General features: G+C 35.0%; 15 protein-coding genes. 7 read left to right on the top strand and 8 right to left on the bottom strand.

The window, feature by feature from the left end:
• Window positions 1-2: 2 nt before the first annotated feature.
• On the top strand, window positions 3-1394 hold the full coding sequence (locus tag AB3G36_RS07045; RefSeq protein WP_367757350.1) for a RagB/SusD family nutrient uptake outer membrane protein: 1392 nt from the start codon (window positions 3-5) through the stop codon (window positions 1392-1394).
• A gap of 1 nt (window position 1395) precedes the next feature.
• Window positions 1396-4026 carry a prolyl oligopeptidase family serine peptidase gene (locus AB3G36_RS07040; protein WP_367757348.1) on the top strand — a complete coding sequence of 877 codons (2631 nt, stop codon included), beginning with the start codon at window positions 1396-1398 and terminating at the stop codon, window positions 4024-4026.
• 305 nt (window positions 4027-4331) lie between these two features.
• Here the strand turns inward: AB3G36_RS07040 and AB3G36_RS07035 are convergent, their stop codons facing one another.
• The 4 genes from AB3G36_RS07035 to AB3G36_RS07020 form a co-directional block, all read right to left on the bottom strand.
• A complete protein-coding gene (locus tag AB3G36_RS07035; RefSeq protein WP_367757346.1) occupies window positions 4332-4598 on the bottom strand; it encodes a DUF6520 family protein in 267 nt (88 codons plus the stop codon).
• Window positions 4599-4676: 78 nt separating this feature from the next.
• Window positions 4677-6218, bottom strand: coding sequence for a MauE/DoxX family redox-associated membrane protein (locus AB3G36_RS07030; RefSeq protein ID WP_367757344.1), 1542 nt, complete (start codon window positions 6216-6218; stop codon window positions 4677-4679).
• A 251-nt stretch (window positions 6219-6469) separates the two neighbouring features.
• Window positions 6470-7375 (bottom strand): helix-turn-helix domain-containing protein, encoded by a 906-nt coding sequence (locus tag AB3G36_RS07025; RefSeq protein WP_367757342.1) that lies wholly within the window; start codon window positions 7373-7375, stop codon window positions 6470-6472.
• 52 nt (window positions 7376-7427) lie between these two features.
• Window positions 7428-7811, bottom strand: coding sequence for a hypothetical protein (locus AB3G36_RS07020; protein ID WP_367757340.1), 384 nt, complete (start codon window positions 7809-7811; stop codon window positions 7428-7430).
• A gap of 224 nt (window positions 7812-8035) precedes the next feature.
• Here AB3G36_RS07020 and AB3G36_RS07015 point away from each other — a divergent pair, with 224 nt between their 5' ends.
• The 3 genes from AB3G36_RS07015 (at window position 8036) to AB3G36_RS07005 (ending at window position 12418) form a co-directional block, all read left to right on the top strand.
• Window positions 8036-10471 carry an aminotransferase class I/II-fold pyridoxal phosphate-dependent enzyme gene (locus AB3G36_RS07015; protein WP_367757338.1) on the top strand — a complete coding sequence of 812 codons (2436 nt, stop codon included), beginning with the start codon at window positions 8036-8038 and terminating at the stop codon, window positions 10469-10471.
• Window positions 10472-10684: 213 nt separating this feature from the next.
• Entirely contained in the window at window positions 10685-11002 is a 318-nt protein-coding gene (locus tag AB3G36_RS07010; protein WP_367757336.1) for a hypothetical protein, read from the top strand.
• A gap of 253 nt (window positions 11003-11255) precedes the next feature.
• Window positions 11256-12418, top strand: a protein-coding gene (locus tag AB3G36_RS07005) for an IS3 family transposase (RefSeq protein ID WP_367752676.1) whose coding sequence is annotated in 2 segments (ribosomal slippage) — window positions 11256-11496 and window positions 11496-12418 — 1164 coding nt in all. Because the reading frame shifts where the segments join, the coding sequence is not laid out codon by codon here.
• A gap of 1258 nt (window positions 12419-13676) precedes the next feature.
• Here AB3G36_RS07005 and AB3G36_RS07000 read toward each other — a convergent pair.
• From AB3G36_RS07000 to AB3G36_RS06990, 3 genes are read right to left on the bottom strand one after another with little or no spacing between them, the layout of a single operon-like run.
• Window positions 13677-13916: a hypothetical protein gene (locus tag AB3G36_RS07000; protein WP_367757334.1), complete on the bottom strand. Its 240-nt coding sequence runs from the start codon at window positions 13914-13916 to the stop codon at window positions 13677-13679.
• Window positions 13917-13927: 11 nt separating this feature from the next.
• Window positions 13928-14323, bottom strand: a complete 396-nt coding sequence (locus AB3G36_RS06995; protein WP_367757903.1) for a DUF5675 family protein — start codon at window positions 14321-14323, stop codon at window positions 13928-13930.
• 1 nt (window position 14324) lies between these two features.
• A complete protein-coding gene (locus AB3G36_RS06990; RefSeq protein ID WP_367757332.1) occupies window positions 14325-15080 on the bottom strand; it encodes a hypothetical protein in 756 nt (251 codons plus the stop codon).
• A 790-nt stretch (window positions 15081-15870) separates the two neighbouring features.
• Between AB3G36_RS06990 and AB3G36_RS06985 the strand changes: the two genes are divergently transcribed.
• Window positions 15871-16635, top strand: a complete 765-nt coding sequence (locus tag AB3G36_RS06985; protein WP_367757330.1) for a hypothetical protein — start codon at window positions 15871-15873, stop codon at window positions 16633-16635.
• Window positions 16636-16987: 352 nt separating this feature from the next.
• The gene (locus tag AB3G36_RS06980) at window positions 16988-17728 is read left to right on the top strand and encodes a tyrosine-protein phosphatase (protein ID WP_367757328.1); all 741 of its coding nucleotides are present in this window, start codon (window positions 16988-16990) and stop codon (window positions 17726-17728) included.
• 17 nt (window positions 17729-17745) lie between these two features.
• On the opposite strand, the gene AB3G36_RS06975 is transcribed toward AB3G36_RS06980, so the two are convergent.
• Entirely contained in the window at window positions 17746-19716 is a 1971-nt protein-coding gene (locus tag AB3G36_RS06975) for a polysaccharide biosynthesis protein (protein WP_367757326.1), read from the bottom strand.
• Between the last annotated feature and the right edge of the window lie 127 nt (window positions 19717-19843).

Here is a 19843-nt window from a genome sequence, read left to right as displayed (position 1 = left end):
ATATGAAATACTATAAATTAATACAGTCAATGCTAATAATAGCATTAATAGTACTCCTTTGCTTGTGGCTGAATGGCTGCGAAAGTTTTACGGAGGTAGATTTGCCACAATCACAGCTTACTGGTACTGCAGTGTTCGAAGATGTTACAACAGCAAATGCAGCGCTTTCAAATTGCTATTCACAACTAAGAGAAAACGGCATGCTATCTGGAAACCAAGAGGGACTTTCTAATGGAATGGGAAACTATTCGGATGAACTAACCTATTATGGAAGTCCAAGCGCGCCTTTAGAAGATTTTTACAATCATACCGTGCTCCCTTCAAACCCTATGGTTAGTTCTTTATGGAATAATAGTTACAGTCAAATTTATGCAGTAAACGCACTTTTAGAAGGTCTTAAAAAATCAACTGCAATTCCCACAGAGGAACGCAATATCTTAAAAGGAGAAGGCTTGTTTCTTAGAGCATTTATTCACTTTTATCTACTAAATCTATTTGGAGATATTCCATATATCGAAACAACAGATTATAAAAAAAATAGTACCGTTTCGAGAATGTCCGAAGACGAAGTATATGAAAAAATAATAGCCGACTTAATGCTATCCAAAAGCGTATTAACGGATAATTACTCTTCTACAGAGCGCATTCGACCAAATAAAGGGACAGCTACAGCAGTACTAGCACGAGTCTACCTGTACAGAGGAGCGTGGCAACTAGCCGAAGAGGAAGCCTCCCAAGTAATTAATACGAATACATACCTGTTGGAAGCGGATTTAGATAAGGTATTTCTAAAGGAAAGTCCGTCAACAATTTGGCAATTACATCCAGGGATTTCGGGGCTGAACACGCATGATGCGCATACTTTTATTTTTAGCAGCGGCCCTCCTCCAATTACTGCTATAAGTACCAATTTACTAAACGCATTCGAAACTGGAGATCAAAGAAAGCAACATTGGTTGGGCAACGTGACGGACGGTACTCAAACATGGTACTACCCATACAAATACAAACAAATCTCCAATACAGGGAGCTCTCAGGAATTTGCAATTATATTGCGATTAGAAGAACAATACCTCATCCGTGCAGAAGCTAGGGCTCATCAAAATAATTGGATTGGTGCTTTAGCTGATTTAAACCTAATTCGAAACCGAGCAGGATTAGCAGATACGGCGGCCAACACGCCCCAAAACGTGTTGCTGGCTATTCAACAAGAACGCAGGGTCGAATTATTCACCGAATTAGGACAACGCTGGTTTGACCTAAAAAGAACAGAAAAAGCAGATGGAGTCTTAAATGCTTTAAAACCAGGATGGAAAAGTACCGATAAATGGTTACCCATTCCTCAAACGGAATTACTGTTAAATAAAAACCTACATCAAAATCCAGGATATTAAAATGAATAAGAGGATGGAATTAAAAGGGAATACGAACTGGATTTTTCTCCTTTTGATACTTGGGATTGGCTCTTCTTGGAGCCAATCCTTTTCAAAAAGGCAACTTAAACCCGCAGACTATGCATTATGGAGTACCCTCTCAGATGAAAAAATTTCAGGGGATGGAAATTGGATAAGTTACAAGCTGAATTATCAGTCATCAAAGGACACATTATTTATACAAAACACGCAAACTGCAAAGAAACATTATTTTCCAACAGCCAAAAATGGTCTTTTTAGTCCAGATAGTAAATGGTGGATTGCTCAAGATTCAAAGAAAGGAACGGCATTACTAAACTTAAAAACGGGTGTATTGCAATGGGTTCAAAACGTTTCTAAATATGAGTTTGTAGCTGGAGGAAAATATATAGTACTAACAAAACAAGAATCACAGAAGGAAGAGTCTCTCCGCATACTCCATTTACAAACGGGTAAAGAACAGACGATCAATGGAGTTTCAGAATATCGTTTTAATGGGGATGGTACTCTTTTAGCCTACATAACACCAAAAAAAAATACAGTGAATCTGATTCGAATGAATTCCAATTTTAATAGTGAGACACTTGTTCAAGAAAAAGAAGGGGATTTTAAATACCTTACGTGGAATAATAAAAGCGATGTACTTTCATTTTTATTAGAATCTAATAACGAAACCGCTAAACTAAAAAACCACAAGATATACTACATATCCCAATTCGAACAAAAACCTAAAATAGTAGTTTTAGACCCATTATTGTCGACAGATTTCTTTAAAGACAAGCACATTGTAATTCCCTTTGCTCGCGTACCGCTTGAAATTTCAGAAGATGGTAAACGAATCTTCTTTAGCCTAGCTGCTGCAGTTCCTCAAAAGGAGGAAAACGAAATAGTACAAATATGGAATAGTGTAACAACAGACGTACATCATGGACAACAGTTAGACCCTTCCAATATTCCCAAATTAGCAGTATGGTGGCCAGAGGAAAACAAAATAGTCCAAATAGGAACAGATGATTTGCCAAACGTTTTGTTAACTGGCAATCAAAACTATGCATTGACCTTTAATAACCGGGCCTATGAACCTCAGTATGAATTTGAAGCAGTGCCCGACTTCTACCTGACCAATTTGACTACAGGGAAATGCAGTTTAATTGTAAAGGAACAGCTCCATTCCATTGGAAATATAGGAGCAGCACCACAGGGCAGGTATATCAATTATTTTAAAGATAAAAAATGGTGGATATACGATTCTATATTGGAAAAACAGACCAATGTTACAACACTAATTCGATCAGCCGTTTACAACTTAGAATTCGATCAGCCTGGAGCAACGCCACCTTATGGTAGTCCAGGTTGGACACAGGATGGTAAGCTTATTGTGTACGACCAGTATGATATTTGGACAGTAACTCCAGATGGGAAAAAAGCCAAAAGACTAACCCAAGGTCGGGAGCAAAAAATTCGTTTCAGAATCTACCAAAATTTAAATGAAAGCAACATGATCACTACCTCATCTGATTTACCAACCCGTACTTTTAACTTTACTAAAGGAACGATACTTGAAGCCTTGGGCGATAATAAAGCCTCAGGATATTATTACTTGGAAAGCAATGGGCATTGCAAAGTGATGGTATATAAAAAGGCAAGAATCAGCATGCTGAAAAAGGCAAAGCAAACTGAAAAATATTTATATAAAGAAGAGTCGTTTGCAATCTCACCTCAATTACAGCTTTGGAGCAAAACCATGAAAAAAGACCAGTTGGTATTGAAAACCAATCCGCAGCAGGATAAATTCTTCTGGGGACAGGCTGAATTGATTTCCTATACAAACCAAAAAGGGCAACCCTTGAAAGGAGTACTATTTTATCCTGCAGGTTTTCAATCTAGTAAAAAATATCCTATGATTGTTCATCTATACGAAAGACAATCCGGGATGATGCATCATTATAGTAATCCTACACAATACAATTCGGATGGATTTAATCCAACTAATTATACATTCGATGATTATTTAGTATTCTATCCAGACATTGCCTATGAAGTAGGAACACCAGGACAATCTGCCGTTTCATGCGTACAAGAAGCTATTAATACAGTTGTAGCAAAGGGCATTGTAGAATCCAATCACATTGGGTTGATAGGGGGTTCCTTTGGTGGATATGAAACTGCCTATATTATTTCACAAACTAATAGGTTTGCAACAGCAGTCGTGGGTGCCGCCTGTACAGATCTAGTCAGCAATTACCTGAGTATGGAATCCAGTGGCGAGCGCTCCCATATGTGGCGCTATGAATCCGCACAATTGCGAATGGGTGCCTCTTTGTTTGACAATTACGAAGGATATATTAAAAACTCACCTATAGCACACGCTTCCTCCATAAATACTCCAGTGCTGATTTGGACAGGCCAGCAAGACCCTAACGTGAATTGGACGCAAAGTATTGAATTGCATTTGGCGTTACAAAGACTGCAAAAACCACATACGTTTCTGGTATATCCTGGTCAAGGGCACGCTATTGGCAAACCCGAATCACAGATAGACCTAGATACAAGACTAAAAGAATGGTTCGATTTGTATCTTAAAGGAATCCCTTTTTCAAAAAAAACAATCTAAACTAAGAATTGCTTCCACTAATTTCATCTTTTTATAATAAGAAACTCCAAATTTTCGACTCCCTTTAGGGACGGGGCAAAACGAAAATAATCAATGCACTTTCTCACAACTAAAACGCGAGTTTAAAAGGATAAAGCACAATATTTTCTATTCCCTTTAGGGACGGGGCAAAACGAAAATGAGATATACACTTGTTCACTCCCTACTATTGAATGGTCTGTGAGAGGGTAAAAAACAATGCCGAACCTGAAATTTTCAAGTTCGGCATTGCCATTTCCCCTAATTAATATAGGGTTGTTGAAGTCCTACTGAATCTTTTTGTAAAGAGCCTGAGGACAAGCTGTACCTGCTGCATTTAGTTTGTACAACTGTTGAGCACCATTAGTACACATTTGTGGATTAAAAATATCCGAACAAACAACACTTGTTTCGGCACAAGTAGATGGAATTCGTCCGTTAACATCAGCGTAAGTGCTGACATTAGTTCTGGAAATGTTGGCTGCAAAAGCCCCTGCTACTGCTAAAACAATAGCTGCAAAAGGCAACGCCTTTTGTACAATACGTGTTTTCATAATATTTAAATTAAAAGTTTTTGATCTACTCTTTTTTACAGGTTTTCGATCGATTTCCTGACACCGCGCAGTATATTTTTATAGGCCTATTCTATCTCCCTTTTTTGATTTAAAATTTGCCGGATGAAACCCTTTAGTATACAAACGATACGTAACAATTTTATGACCAATTAATGCAACTACTAAATTATCTACAACCTGAAAATGTTCCATCTTATGTTGCTCTTCATTATTAATATAAAAGCTGAAATCATAACGTTTATGCCTAAAATCATAAACATCAATAATAGAAGCAGTTCGCCACATTTCTTCCGGCTCATACAATCCCATTAAACCAGCATTCACAAAAAGGTAATTCCCATAAGTTGAAGTGCCTTTGTTAACTAATAACGGAGGGGCTGAAAGTTTGCTTTGATTTCTAGAATGAATGTAAGCTACTTTAATACGAGCACGACTAGTCGTATCAATAGTATGTCCTATATAATTTAGCTTTAAATTAGTATCTATGACAAGATATTGATTGCGATAATAGTAGGTATAAATAACTTTCTGAAGTTGTTCGTTATACAAAAGCATCCCGTCTGTATCGAAAAGTCCATCAATTTGTTTTTGCAATAAATGAGGAGCTAATCTTACTTGAATGGTATCACTAATCCTTAAAAGTCCTAAAATAGAATTATGCATTGTACTGCTTACAGCTCGAAAAACAAAAGTTTTCGAATTAATGGGCTCAGATAAAGAAAAATAAGCTTTGCCTTTCATTAATTGTGATGCTTTCCAATCTTTGATACTTCCACTCAAAATAGTTGGGACTGTTCCATCAAAAACATAGAAATAAGGAGGTTTAACCTTTAGAGCAATTCTTCGAAAAGCAATATTTTCATTTTTAAGCTGTATCACGAATCGCTCTTGATGTTGCAAGCTTGTATCTAAAACAAGTATATTTAACGGGGCAGTAATATTACCTAAATATATTTTCCCATCAGCTATTCCCGCTATATAATAAGAATTAAACTGAATATCCATTTCATGTGTTTTTAATATTGGGTGGTGAGGAAAACGACGAATAAAATTGTTGCGATGATGTATAATATCTTCCGATACTATAAAAAGTAAAATCACAACGGAAATGCTGCAAACAAATACGATTGGAAGAGCTATAAAAATAGATTTCCATCTTTTGATTTGTGACGTTGTTTCTTTTTGTTCTAGTATTAGAATCCCACCTAAAGCTAACAAAACAAATACAATATTAAAAATTAGATGTTGAGTCCAATTCATCTTTTCAAGAATACCCCCACAGGAACAGGGAACAAAAGAGCTGAAATTTAAAATAATGATGATATAAGTAGTAAATAGAATCATCAAACTAAAAGCGGAAAAGAATCCAATAAGTCGATATTTTGGAAAAATCAGAAGTAAGGAAATAAGCAATTCAATAATTGGGACAGCCCACGAAACCCAACTAGCAAAAGCACTTAGTAAGGGTGATTGCCCTAGCTGAACCTGAAAATTCTCAAAATCCAATAGTTTACTAGCTGCTGCATAAACAAACAATAATATATACAGCAAACAAATACTGTTGAGAAAAATACTTTTGGCGGTGACACTTAGTTTCATATCGGAGAAATTTAAATTTAATCCGATATAAAATTCCGTAAAACAAATAAATAAAGGGTAGCAAATCGGGAGTAAAACTTGTCAATACAGGAGCTTTTTTTTACTGTAGAGCGCTCCTTGACAACTTGGTTGATCTTTTCCGCCACAGCGGATCATAATGACCACTTTTCTTAAAAATAGAATGTCCTGCACTAAATCCTCACAACTCACTCTTCACAAATCACAAATCAAAACCCCACTAATTCTTACCGTTAATTAAACTCATCAAATTTCCGTTTCAATTCATAAGGCGAAAAACCAAATCGCTTTTTAAACGATTTAGAAAAATTGGGATAATTATTAAAACCATTCATCACCGATATATTTTTTAAAGGAATTGCTGTATGTTCTAACATAAAATAAGCTCTTTTCAGTCGTTCATCATTATAGAACTGATAAATACTGGTTTTAAAAAAATGACGGAAACCGTCTTTTAATTTATGTTCATTAGTACCAAACTGACTGGAAAGAACTTTTAATGACGGCAGCGGGTCATCAAGATGCCCTAATATATAGTCATAAAGTTTCTGAATCAAAAGGGCATCAGCTTTTCGGTTTTTAATAGGTCTCTCATGATCATTTTGATAAACCATAGAATTATAAGATTCTTGACCAATAGGTGTAACAAGATTTAATATAATTTCGGTGCGATTTAATACGTTTCCAATACTACAAGAAATAGAAACAGCTAAATGTTCTTTAGATATGAAGTCTAACACCATTGTTGTTGGCAACAAAACACCAATATCAAATATTTCTTGAAGTTGTTCTAAAGATGTTGTAGTAATAATGCTCGCCAACGGCTGGTCTATTAAATCAGAATCCACATAACCTAAAAAAAAAGTAATTACTGGAGTAAAACTTTTGATAAAAAAAGAAGCATCCAAGACAAAAGTGGTTTGCGCTACAAATTGATTTGTTTTACGGAGATTAACGTATCCAAGGGGGAAAACCGACTCTTTCATCTCTTCGGCAACCATATTAATCAGAACAATAACTGTCTCCAATTCGTCATCACAAGAGCTTAAAGGAATACGGCTATTAAAATTGCCACGAGCCATTTCAAATAGCATTTGATGTATCATAACAATACGTTCTTGGTTATACGTTCTCTCCATAGTAAATGTAGTATTGTCTTTACCCAATATTCTTTCTTCTTTTCTTTGAATACTAAATAAACAGATTCAAATAAGCCAAAGCATCCTCCTCTTTAGTGAAAATTTGCGTGGGAACGGATGGCTTACTAATTTCTAAATAAAAAGTGCTAATGGCCAGCATTACTTGCTCATGCACAATAAGACCAACAGCCACTGCCAAGATGGATCCCGTTTGTGCCAAATAATCCCTTCCTGCTTTCTCCGTCCCTACAACACCTCGAACATCACACAAAATAGGGTAAGACCTTTCGTTTTGAAAATGAATTCGATCAGTCACAACACATTGGGCAACTTTAATATTAATAGTCGTATTGGGCTTATAGTTAAAAAAAAGAATGCCATCGGTAATCCAAAATCGAGCATAGTCATTCTCATAAAGATCATGGGCTGCAATCATGTTCTAAAAATTTAATAATAAATAATTTAACAAAAATATAAACATTTGTAAACACGATTGTTGTCAATTCGGGATTATTTCTTGTCTTTTGATGTTTTTTGTTGTCAATTCGGGAATTTTACTTGTCAAATTGGGAGTATTAAAGAGCGACATGAAAATACTTTCATTTTTTATAATGACTTTTAGAGCTCTATTTTTTATTACAATCCAAAAAGAACAAACCAATGGCAAAAATCAAACACAACAATTTCATCGATACTGTAAATGAGGTGCTATCAGGAGCAAAAAAAGAAGGTGTTTTGCACTTATATGCTGAGAACAAAATACTGACAGGCAGAACCATACAAATTAAGGATAAGAAAATGTTCCATTTCGGTACAACAGGCTACTTGGGCTTAGAACAAGACAATAGACTAAAAGAAGCGGCAATTCAAGCCATTCGCAATTATGGCACACAATTTCCTCTTTCCAAATCATATATTTCACATCCACTATACTATGAGTTAGAAAGTAAAATCGAACAAATGTATGGGATAACACCTATTATAACTAAAAACAGCACACTCGGACATTTAGCGGTAATTCCTACACTCATTAGAGATGAAGATGCGGTAATTATGGATCACCAAGTACATTGGAGTGTTCAAAACGCTTGTCAACTTTTAAAACTAAGGGGGATTCCGGTAGAAATGATAAGACATAGCAATTTAGAAATGCTAGAAGATAAAATAAAACAGTTCTCCACTAAACACCATAAAATCTGGTACATGGCTGATGGGGTATATTCTATGTTTGGTGATTACGCACCCATTCCAGAATTATTGACTTTAACGCAAAAATACATACAACTAAACCTTTATTTTGACGATGTGCATGGAATGAGTTGGAAAGGCAAAAATGGAACTGGTTTTATTTTTGACGCGATTGGCGAATTACCTGAAAATTGCATTGTGGTCAGTACACTAAGCAAAACTTTTGGCGCCAGTGGCGCCACAGTGTTTTGCAAAAATCAACAACTCAGGGATAAAATTAAAAACTTTGGTGGGCCACTTACTTTTTCTGCACAACTGGAACCCGCTTCTGTAGCAGCCGCAATCGCTTCGGCTAACATTCACCTTTCACCAGAAATTACAGTATTACAATCTGAATTATCAGAAAAGATAGAATATTTCAAATCATTATTAGAAAAAACCACCCTTCCAATGATTGATCTGAACAACTCACCAGTATTTTTCTTAGCTACCGCCATGCCATTAACTGCCTACAAAATGGTACAAAAGCTCTTTAACGAAGGTTTTTATGTAAATCTTGCAATATACCCTGCTGTTCCAATCAAAAATACGGGCATACGAATTACTTTATCGCGTCACAACCAAAAAGAAGAAATAAAAGCACTAGTAGAAGCAATGGAATTCTATTACCCGAAAGCCTTGGAAGATTCAGGTAATAGCCTTCAAAAAGTAAAAAAAGCTTTTGGCATCCCTGAAATAATACCTCAAAGAGAAGATGTTGAACTAAAAACAGACTTAGTAGTACAGTATGAAACATCCATAAAAAAAATAGACAAGCAAAACTGGAACGAACTTTTAGGAAAACAAAGCACATTCGACTGGGAAGGATTATCTTTTTTGGAAAATGCTTTTTCAAATAAAAATTCCACGGAAAATAATTGGGGATTTCATTATTATGTTATAAAAGACAAAAACGGAATTCCGGTATTGGCAACTTTTTTTACTTATGGACTTTGGAAGGACGATATGCTGGCATCTGAATCAATTTCATTGCAATTAGAAGAAAAAAGAAAACAAAATCCATTATACATGACCTCAAAAGTCTTAGGAATGGGTTCCTTATTTACAGAAGGGAATCACTGTTACATCAATAAAGCACACCCTTTAGCAGAAGAAGCCATAATACTGTTACTGGAACAGGTGGAAATAGTATACCATAAATTGGATGCTGACATGCTAGTGTTAAGAGATTTCGAAGAAGACGAAAAATTGAATCATATTTTTCACAATCACGGTTTTCTAAAAATAAATATGCCGGAAACTTGCATCATACAAAATAACAAATGGGATAGTATGGAAGAATTTTCAGCTACTTTATCCTCTCGCTCTAGAAAACATTTTATAAAAGAAGTGCTGCCTTTTGAAAAGGCTTTCGATATTGTGATAAAAGATAAATTAACAAAAGAAGAATTAGAACAGGCTTATACACTATATCAGAATGTAAAAAACAACAATCATGCTATAAATACATTTACCTATCCAATAGAAGTATTTAAAAAAATGGAGAGTAATCGGCAATGGGAATTTATACTGTTATATCTCAAAAATGAAGAGAAAAAAGAAATTACAAACCCATTAGTCGGAATTCTATTTTGCTATAAAAATACAGGAAACACCTATGTTCCAGCTCTAATAGGAATGGATTATTCCTATGCAAAAAAATTCCAACTCTACCGACAACTCCTTTTTCAGGCAATCAAACGAGCTCGGCACTTAAACTTAAATAAAATTGATTTCGGACTATCTGCAACTTTCGAGAAAAGAAAACTGGGAGCCACAGTAATTCAAAAAGTAGCCTATATTCAAGCCCGAGATAATTTTTCAATGGAATTAATGGGCACAATTCAAAACGAAGATAAAACGCACTAAGTAGAAAAAAGAAATTAAAATGTATTGAAAGCCACTCAATGCCTTCCATTTTGTCATACCAACAAAGGAGAAATGGCTTCACTTTCAATATTTTGTCTTTAAAGTAACTACACTCTACATGTTTAACTCAGAACATGGAAAACGGATTACTAATCCCGGATTACTCAACACTGAACACTGATTACTCAACAATAAAAAACTGAACACCATCCAATGAATTACATAAAACACCTCACTGGTTTTTTTGATCGTACCATACAAGACCACCACCTAAATCCTACACATATAAGCCTTTATATTGCATTATTCCAATACTGGAATGTAAACCATTTTCAAAATCCTATAAGCATATCCAGAGAAGAATTGATGCTAATAAGTAAGATTTACTCAAAAGCAACCTATCACAAATGCATGAAAGAGCTAAATGAAAAAGGATATATTAAATACGAACCCTCATTCAATCCATTCAAAGGCAGCATGGTAATTCTATTTAATTTTTCAGAAGACCAGAACCAGTTCAAAAAAGAGTAAACCAAAAAAAATCTTTAATAAAAAACACCAATAAGAAAAGTATACGTTCAATTAAAACCTTCTCAAAACGCCCTTAAAGAAAAAGCGTAAGAAAACAATGTTTGAAATTAAAAGGAGGACTGCCAGTGGCAGTCAGGTAAATAAACACGAGCTAGTTTTCAAGATTGCAGTCCCGATAGCTATCGGGATCAGGCTGGAGTGTCTATCTTTGTTGTGACTAAATAATTAAGCCCATAAATAGTATATTTGAATTATGGGAAAAGTTTATGCAAACGACTTTAAAATTATGATTGTAGAATTATTAAAGTCTGGTAAATCGCTAAAAGAGATTAGTGAAGAATATGGTTTAAATGACAGTATGCTACGAAGGTGGCGAAGAGAGTTTGATTCGAAATCAGGAGATTTTTCTAAGAAAATTGAACTATCTGCTGTAGAAGTCGAATTAAAGAAACTAAAGAAAGAGCTTCAAGATGTTAAATTAGAACGAGATATTCTAAAAAAGGCGGTGAGCATCTTTTCCAAGAACGACAGATAAGGTATAAATTCATTTCTGAAAATAAGAATCAATATCCTGTTGAGAAGATGTGTTACTGTATGAAAGTCAGTAAAAATGCTTATTATCATTGGTTAAAAAGCTCTTTATTAGATTATAAAAAATCTGACACATTAGTTTTAATGGAAAAAATTGAGCAGGTATTTTATGAAAACAAAGAGATTTATGGTAGTTATAGAATACAAAAGAAGTTAGAACAAAGTCATTTATATTATTCTCGTTCTTACATTGCGTTTTTGATGAAAAAACTAGGATTGAGAAGTGTTTTAAAAAGAAAATTTATTATTACAACAGATTCTAATCATACTTATCCAATTGCAAAAAATATACTGAATAGAGATTTTACAAGTAATCAATTAGGACAAAAATGGGTGTCAGATATTACTTATGTTAGAGTTAATGACCAGTGGAATTACCTAACAACAATAATGGATCTAGCAGATAGAAAAATTATTGGATGGACATTAAGCGAAGATATGACAGTTGAAAACACCATCTATAAAGCTTGGTTATTAGCTAAGAATACTAGAAAAACAACTCCAGATCATATCTTTCATTCTGATAGAGGTGTACAATATGCTTCTAAAAAAATGAATCAAATATTAGATAAAAATACTAAAACTACTCAAAGCATGAGTAGAAAAGGAAATTGTTGGGATAATGCTGTAGCTGAAAGTTTTTTTAAAACAATAAAATATGAATGTTTATATAGGTATAAATTTAATACATATCAGCAATTATATGATTGTACATCTGATTATATACAGTGGTACAATACACAAAGATTACATTCTAGTTTAGGTTATAAAACACCCTTGCAAAAAGAAATAGAGTTGAGAGATTTATTTAAAATAGCGGCTTGAGTAAATTAGTCACAAATTTTGTAGTTATTCCAGGCTTGATCTTTTGTTTCTTTTGCATCAAGGCAAATCGAAGATTCAGCGAACACCACTAACAAAAAAAGTACAGTGAGCTAAAAGAAAAAAAAAACCTTCAAAGTAAAAATCACGTTAAATAAAAACAATTCCAATTTACCAGAATCAACTCTTCCTACTTGTGTGATCTCACCTTCATCGAGATGACAAACTACAATGGAAGTATACATTCAATTTCAACCTCCTCACACCGCCCTTAAATAAAAAGCATAAGAAAACAACAATGAAGTAAAGTGGCAACAGTCCGCGAGTTGAGGACGAAGGACGAACGGCTCGGGCTGTGGAGCGGCGCTTCAAGGTAGTTTTCAAGCTTTTTATTTTCAGGCTTGATTTTTTTGTTTCTTTTTTGATCAAGCAAAAAAGAAAAGAACACCCTTCAAAGTAAAAATCACGTTAAATAAAAACAATTCCAATTTACCAGAATCAACTCTTCCTACTTGTGCGATCTCACCTTCATCGAGATGACAAACTACAATGGAAGTATACATTCAATTTCAACCTCCTCACACCGCCCTTAAAGAAAAAGCGTAAGAAAACAACAATGAAGTAAAGTGGCAACAGTCCGCGAGTTGAGGACGAAGGACGAACGGCTCGGGCTGTGGAACGGCGCTTCAAGGTAGTTTTCAAGCTTTTTATTTTCAGGCTTGATTTTTTTGTTTCTTTTTTGATCAAGCAAAAAAGAAAAGAACACCCTTCAAAGTAAAAATCACGTTAAATAAAAACAATTCCAATTTACCAGAATCAACTCTTCCTACTTGTGCGATCTCTCCTTCGTCGAGATGACAAAGTACTCAATAAAACATTTTTTACTCCTCCTCCTTTATATTTTTAAACAAGAAAAAAAATGAACAGTAGTACACCCGTAATTCTTCCATAATAATAAAAATCAAGCTACGAGTGACAAGCTACGAAGGACGAGTAACGAGTAACGAGCAACGATTTTCGATAAACAAAAAAAGCCCATTCCTTTCGGATTGGGCCTTCACTTCGTTTTAACTTTCAGTTATAAAAACCACATTAAAACTATTTCTGGTACTTCTTTATTATAAATTTAAGTACCATCGATATTCCAAAACTGACTATCGCTCCAACAGCAGCCAATAAAACAGTTTTCAAAACATCCTCCGAATGCAAATTCGGAACAACACTCAAGAAGGTGCCTCCTGCCGTACCCATCAGAGTACGATTACTCGTTATCATCGCCTACGGGATAAGGAACATCTCCATAAAAGGTAGTAAGTTGACTTACTGCAGATAGCACACCTCCAGCTACAGCCAGATACCCTCCGATCGAACCAATAACAACAGGCAAGGCAACTGGCGCGCTAATGATAACGCTACCTAAAGCTGCTAATACCAGTCCAAAAGTTCGAAGGTGTTTGAAAAATTTTGGCGTTGGAGCTTTTGCTCTATTTAGTATATTCATAAGTGAAAAAATTAAGATTGAACAATTAACGAAACGATTGCGGACTGATCCAAAGCTTGATATACTACATTTTTAACTTTAGTAAAAGCCAATCGGGATTCCAAACCTGAACCAGCCCCCGAAAGATGCGTTACTGGAGCAATACAACCTTTCAATTCACGGATAGCATTATTAGCAGGATGCAACAAAATAGAACTTCTATTTTTTACAGCAACAACTTCAATATGCCATTGAAATTTCCGATTGTATCGCTTCCGCAATAAATAATACCCTTCTGGAATACAGGAAACGCATTTCTCATTTGCTCGCCATGGCAATTCAATTGTAAAACAAATAAATTGGCCATCACAAACTAGTTTTCCATTAGTCCCCTCTGGGAAATAAGTTCTGGACAATACCAAAACCATCTTACAATCCACTTACTTGAACCAATGCCAATGGATTATAAGCCCCATTTTTCAAAGGATACATCCTACCATTAACCTCTTGGTAATATTCCACTCCAAGAGCCAAAAATAAGGGACTCACACTATTTGGTGTTACTGAATTCAAATGATTGATGACAGCAGTTGGGGTCATGTCCCACGGAAGAATAGCTGTTTCTGAATTGGAAGTAACAAATGTATCAGCCTCAAAATTGATTTCAGCTCCTGCTGAAATAATTTTGAAATGGGTAGTGCCTCCAGGAGCAGCAATCATATTAGCGGGTATAAAAGAAGCTAAATTAACAGTTATTTCCCCTGTAACTCGATCAATTGACCCTAAAAACGGAGCAAATAAACTAGTCCCTAATTTTCCGCCTACATTAAATTCAAATCCCACAAGCAATTCTGCTTCACCGTCAATAACATTGCGTAAGCCACGTTCATTGACCAAGTCGGCTTGGATCACTTTGATCATAGATTGAGTAAGTCGGCTCACCATTCGGCTGTCGGCAGAATTCAATAGTAAAGTCCGTAATGCCGTTCGCAAAGTTTTACCTGCCTTACCAGCGCGTCCAAATTCAGCACCATTTTCACGTGTACGCTGAAAAGCGGGATCATTAGCAATTCTACTTGCATCAACCCCTCCTTTTTCACGGGCCATATGACCGTCTTTGGTTTTGTAAAAAGTAATATCTCCAATAGTACCTTTTAATTTAATTATTCCTTTTTGTCTTGCCATAATCTTTAAAATTTAAGTTAAAAAAAAATTCACTACTCGTTCATCCTGAATATTCGTTGCAACTAAATCGGGAATGATTTCAGTAAAGTTTCAATTAATTAAATCATATTTCAAAAAGCAGATGTCAATAATGGTACTAAAAGGCCTACAATTACCTATTTTAGTCAATTCATAAGTGATTAATTTTCATAACTTTACATAAGTTTTCAAATCAAAAGGAGGCAAAGGACTTTTATTAGGGATTAAAATAAAAAAATGTGATTGCAAGTAACATCAGGGTATGTATTTATCCAAAAGATGTACAACGTATTACTGGTAAAACATACAGACAAGCACGGTTATATCTGCACAAGATAAAAACCACCTTGAAAAAAGAACCACATCAACTACTCTCCATTCAAGAGTTTTGTGACTATTCAGGGCTTCAACTGGAACATGTTTTGCGTTGTATAATTGGATAACAATTGAAGTCATAAAAAAACGGCTGATGCACTTTTCTAAAAACACAATACCTGTTCAATAAGCAGTTCAAATAATAATAAAAGCTCATCGAACAACGAATAACGGTCATCGAGCAATGCTAAACGAACATCGGTCAACGAAAAACGGATATCGAAAAACGATAAACGATCAACGATCAACGAACAACGATCAACGAACATCGGTCAACGAACATCGGTCAACGAAAAACGGATATCGAAAAACGATCAACGATCAACGAACAACGATCAACGAACAAAGATCAACGAACAACGGATAACGAATAACGAACAACGAACAACGAATAAACATGGCAAAAATACTAGCACCCTTCTTAATCAAAGGAACCATAGACGACATTAACTTTGTAGTCACTGCAGACGGAAATAACTATGCAAGGGCGAAGGGAAAAACAGGCATAACAGCCAAAGAATTTAAAAACAACCCCATTTTCGACAGGATACGAAATCAGGGGCAAGAATTTGGAGGCTGTGTAAGAAAATCGGTTATATTTCGTCAACTGGCATCCCGTTTCAATGAACGGGCAAAAGAGGGAAGTTTTGCTGGTAGGGCAAACAAACTGCTGTTCGAAATTCTACAAGAAGACACAACCCAGCCACAGGGAAAAAGAACGCTGGCGGAAGGGTTAAAAACAACGAATGGGAAGGATTTTTTATTACTTTTTGAAAGCAACAGTCTGAGACCACTGCAGAAAGTCCTAAAAATAAAAGAACAATCGGATCTAGGCAATCAAACAATTATGCTGTCTAAATTCAAGGCGAAGAAACATTTAGACTGGCCTGAAGAGGCTACACACGTACATCTCGCTATGGCTACAGCCAATTGGGATTTTGAGAACGACACACACGACACTTGTTACAGCGAAGAATGGATTCTGGATAAAGAATCCGTAAAACAAAACATAATAATATCAACTAATAAACCACAAGGAAATGATGTACACCTAACGTTTCTATTCATCGGATTTTCGAAAATAGAACGAAAAAAACACAAAATACTGCACCGAAAAAACAACACCTCCACAATAATAGCACACTATAATCCCACAGCCTGATGACAATTGGGCTACAACTCATTACGCAAGGAACAAAGTGTACTGCTAACTGAATACTAATTACTGAACACTGATCACTGAATACTGAATACTGAATACTAATCACTGAACACTGTTTACTGAGCACTGAACACTGAATACTGATCACTGATCACTGGACACTGATCACTGAACACTGAACACTGATCACACTGAATACTGAACACTGAATACTGATCACTGATCACTGGACACTGAACACTGAACACTGAACACTGAATACTGATCACTGGACACTGAACACTGATCACTGAACACTGAATACTGAACACTGCCCCCTTGAACACTGATTAATTTTTTCTACATTTGCAGAATGCTTACATTTTTCAAATCAAAACCCGTACTTAAAGACTTAATTCCGGACAATCATATTGATATCCACTCGCATTTGTTGCCAGGTATTGATGATGGTGCTCGAACAATTGAGGACAGCTTGCGATTAACAAAAGCGCTTCAAGGTTTTGGCGTGACGCAATTCATCACGACTCCCCATATCATCCAACATGTATGGGACAATACCCATGACCAAATTATTGCTAATAAAAATAATACGGTAGCAGAACTGGAAAAAAATAACATCCATTTGCCTTTTAAAGCAGCAGCTGAGTACTTAATGGATGATGAGTTTGTACGACTATTTCAATCTCATGATTTATTGACATTGAAGGACAATTATGTATTAGTAGAGATGTCCTACATCAATGCGCCTATTCAATTGTACGCTATTCTTTTTGATTTACAAGTAGCGGGATACATTCCGGTATTAGCACATCCTGAAAGATATCTGTTTTATCATAATAATTTTAATGAATACCAAAAATTGAAAAGAGCCGGTTGTTTATTTCAATTGAATTTATTATCAACAGTAGGGTATTATGGTGCCGAAATAACCAAAATTAGTGATCAATTATTGCAAAAAGGAATGTATTCCTATGTGGGTTCTGATGTTCATCATAACAATCACATTGCCTCTTTTGACTTAAAAGTAAAAATAAAAGATACCACGCCTCTAAAAGAAATAATAGCTAATAATCAATTTTTTAAAATCGATTAAGTAGTGTTTTATTTGTTCTAGTGCACATCCAAAACTTCATAACTGGAATTCATACTTTTAAACTCGGGTACAATTTCTTTCATTTTTGAAACCATGGCATCTTTTTCAAAACGATTGGCAATTTGAATGAGTTCTTCAATATCAGTATGCAACGTTTCATATTCATCTTGAATCTCTTCTGCAATCATAATTTTATTATGGTAAGTAGGAATCGTTTTTGAAGTATCGTTTAATAATTCCTCATATAATTTTTCTCCAGGCCGTAGCCCTACTACTTTTATCATGATGTCTTTGTCAGGAATAAAACCTGCCAACTTGATCATTTTTTTTGCCAAATCAATAATCTTGACGGGTTTCCCCATATCAAAAATATAGATCTCCCCTCCATTCCCCATAGCCCCCGCTTCAAGTACAAGTTGACATGCCTCAGGAATAGTCATAAAATACCGAATAATATCAGGATGCGTTATCGTTACAGGACCACCACTAGCAATTTGCTTAGTAAACAAAGGAACTACTGACCCATTCGAACCTAAAACATTTCCAAAACGAGTAGTGATGAATTTTGTAGCTTTTAATGTGTTTTCTTTTTGACTTTTTAACTGCAGAGATTGCACATATTTTTCGGCAATTCGTTTACTGGCTCCCATGACATTGCTAGGATTTACCGCTTTATCAGTAGAAACCATTACAAATTTTTTAACTTTATATTCACAAGATAAATCAGCTAGATTTTTAGTTCCAACAATATTAGTAAGAATGGCCTGAGATGGGTTTTCTTCCATCAACGGAACATGTTTATAAGCCGCAGCATGAAAGACGACTTGAGGTCCATACTGCTTAAAAACATGGTTCATAGATTCTTTATTTCTAACGTCAGCTACTATGGTAATTATTTTAGACTTAAATACATTTTCATTCATCTCTAGAAACAAATGATGTAAAGGTGTTTCTGCTTGATCTAAAACGAGTACTGTTCGTGGATTAAACAGCAATACTTGCCTAACAATTTCACTCCCAATGGATCCTGCTGCTCCAGTAATTAATAGGGTCTTATCTTTGAGTTGCTTAGATATGGATTTACTATCTAAGACAATAGGTTTTCTTTCCAATAAATCTTCAATTTGTAAATTCTTTACTTTTTGAGAAATTTCTTTTTGATTCTCCCAATCGGTAATTAATGGTACCATATATACCCTATAATTAAATTCTAAGCACTGATCTACAATTACCAATCGCTCTTCTTTTGACAAGCTTTTATCTGCTATTACTACTCCTTCGGCGCCAATGGAGCGCATTAAAATAGGCAACTTTTTCTTTTGAATGAAAATAGGCAAATCCAGCATTCTTTTGGATGAATTCTGATTATTCTTATCTACAAATCCGACTATTTTAAAACGGGCTGGCGTTTCCAATTTTAATGCTTTGGCAACAGAAATCGCATTGGCGTCTGTACCGTAAATAATGGTTCTTGATAAATTGACATCACTCGTTTCCGAAAAATAACGCTCAAAAGTTTGCTTGACAATAACACGATATAAAAATAGCCCGCAAAAAGAAAGTACCATATTGATGAAAAGTGCCGTATTCAGAAATGCTTTTTTTCCAAATAGAATTTCAAAAGCAAAATTCAAAACAAGAAACACGATCAGCACGGCCATTTGTGAAAACAGCAATTTTACAGCATCAATATAAGAAGAATGCCTAATTATTCCCGAATAGGTTCTAAACAACCAAAAAAAGAAAATATTAACCCCAAATAAAGATGATATAAAAACAACACTATGAGGCGTTATGATGTAATCCAATCCTGTGCCCCTAAAAATCAAATAGGTAAAGAAAAAAGAGATCATAAGAACTACAAAATCCATCATTACAATGATCCACCTTGGCAAATAACTTAAATTATGAATATTAAATCGCAGATTTTCTCGAGAGAAAAAATGAGATATAAATGATGTTGAACCTGATTTTGTATTATTACTCAAAATAAAAATATTTTTTTTTAGACTAATGCTATATAATATATCAAAAATAAGACATAATGAATCGAAAAAAAAATGATACAATTCATTATAATTACGTATATATAAATGACCAAAAGTGAATTATAAT

Source organism: Flavobacterium sp. WC2430 (assembly GCF_040822075.1).
Classification (GTDB): Bacteria; Bacteroidota; Bacteroidia; order Flavobacteriales; family Flavobacteriaceae; genus Flavobacterium.
This window is presented reverse-complemented; position numbering and strand designations above follow the sequence as displayed.